Consider the following 2076-nt stretch of genomic DNA (forward strand, 5'->3'; position numbering starts at 1 on the left):
CCCTCTCGGACAGTCAGCTGTCGGTCAGAAGTGGACCGCTATGAACGTCCGCTTCTGGCCGATAGCTACCTTTCGGGCAGCGTTAAGATCATCAGCTCTTAGGCGCAAAAAAGCCCCGCACGGGGACAACCGGAACGGGGCTTTTATGTGTTGTGACAAGGGAATCCCGTACCAATTTTTGTACCAATGACTGCGTTTTGGCAGGAGATTCTGAGTTGGCCTGGGTCTTAAGTCCCTTATTTCATTGACTCTGACAACTTAGTACACACCCCTGAACATGTCGGTGTAATTCTTACGTTGGCTAACGGCTCGTGCGAAGAACCGAAGCGATCGCAATGGCAAACAGGCCCAGCCATCGAGAGCGGCAAACTCAGGTTTTTCCGTTTCTTTCATTTTCCTACTCGAAACGTCTGCTTCTGGCCTGTGAGGTGAACAGAATTAGCACTCGGAATTTACCCTGACATGACTTAACCGATATCCAATTTCTTCAATCGCGCTAGGCCTTGTTTGATATGGCCGGCGTTTTCACCCATGGTCCACAGTGCTCCACGGACATTTCCGCCCACTTCCTGCGCCCCTTGCTCCTCAACCAGGAGGGTCAGCTCCATAATGGCTGCCTGCAGAGCCTGCTGGTTTTCGTACAGCCTTTCCAGTACATCCGACATTGAATAATCACCAGGCATGACGTCGACTCCTTTCGAGAAAAAACATAAGCATAGTACCGGCAGTGCCCGTGTCAGGCAGTAATTGCAGCTTGCTTAGAAATTGCTACAAAGCGAAGAGGTTGCAGCGGATTAGTCAGTCTGGCTGGGCGTTGGGGGAGGGCTAGGCCCAATCCATCATCGTCACCACGGTGTGGTTTTTGACAGTATCGATAGTGTGTGGCGATAAGTAAGTCCAATCCATCATGAGGGTCACGGAGAATCGGCGAGAGGACTCGGACTGGGTGGCGGTGTCAAGGGCATGGAGTGTCTGTCGCTTTGAGTGCAGCCGAGGGGTATGGTGCGCCGAGTTTATCAGGAAAGGTGCCATGCCAGGCATTTTGGGGCTTGGAGCAGGGGGCTGTAAATAAAACAGTCCCCTTTTCCATTTATTCAGGATTTAAATGGGAATGAACGTTACCGTCGCACTTCCAGAGTTATCGCTGATCGAGATGTGATCTACGATAAAAACATAAACTGGATGGCCACCGTCAACTTTAATTACCGTTCCTTCCGACGTATTAACCGTATAGAACCATTTTTCATAGTTCCCATCCTTGAGCGGAGTCGTATTGAAAAGAATGACCTGTTGTATATAAGCGTCCGACCTAAATTGCATCGTATCTTCCGATAGCGTGACTGCGTATTGACCGGTCGCCAGATTTACCGGTATTGCCCCGCTGCCGCTTTCTGAAAGATTCGTCAGATTTATTGCCGAAATCGCATTTATCGTAATTTTAGTATTAGACATGTCGTTGACTTCCTTGTTCGACCGAAGTTGGTCAAAATTACTATAGTCGGGTTTCTATTTTTGGAAACCTCGTTTCTTCAATTTCTTCGACCATTTCCGAGAACCCTTCGTAGGATAGCAGGCCACACCAGTGCTGGCCTTACGCCCCGGCTTTTCAAAGCTCGCAACGACGGCTCAGAGGGAGGCGGGGTATCGGGGTGCAATTTAGGGTAAAGCGGGAATCTGTAAGCGCCAGGATATGCCTAGCGCAATGGTCGAAATCACTGTTACAAAATATAAGGGGATTCGGTTGATAGTTAGGAAAGCGGGTAGGCTAGCAATGTGATCGTGCGTACTCGCGGTGTTTACTAGCTTTAGACTAGTGATGTGCACGTATAGCTGTGGCTATGATTGGTACAAAATTGGTACATGGGGCTTTTGGTTGGTCTGCGGTCCTTTATTCTTGAAGGCCTTAAGAAGAATGTGCCCAATCCATCATTGGATAGTGACAATGTCATTCTGTTTATGGCAACAGGGACTGTCATAAATTTTGTGTTCGGGCATAACATGTTGAAGAGGTGGATGTATGCCAACCAAAAAGAAACCGGCCCGCGAGGCCCAGCGTGACCTTCCATCCATTCCAAA

General features: G+C 48.9%; 2 protein-coding genes. Both read right to left on the reverse strand.

Annotation, left to right across the window (positions count from 1 at the left end; all coding sequences use genetic code 11):
* Nucleotides 1-467: 467 nt before the first annotated feature.
* A complete protein-coding gene (locus IC37_RS28610; RefSeq protein WP_030131500.1) occupies nt 468-683 on the reverse strand; it encodes a hypothetical protein in 216 nt (71 codons plus the stop codon).
* A 418-nt stretch (nt 684-1101) separates the two neighbouring features.
* A complete protein-coding gene (locus IC37_RS28615) occupies nt 1102-1452 on the reverse strand; it encodes a hypothetical protein (RefSeq protein ID WP_030131501.1) in 351 nt (116 codons plus the stop codon).
* Nucleotides 1453-2076 lie beyond the last annotated feature (624 nt).

The sequence above is a fragment of the Pseudomonas sp. QTF5 genome, assembly GCF_000512695.2.
Classification (GTDB): domain Bacteria; phylum Pseudomonadota; class Gammaproteobacteria; order Pseudomonadales; family Pseudomonadaceae; genus Aquipseudomonas.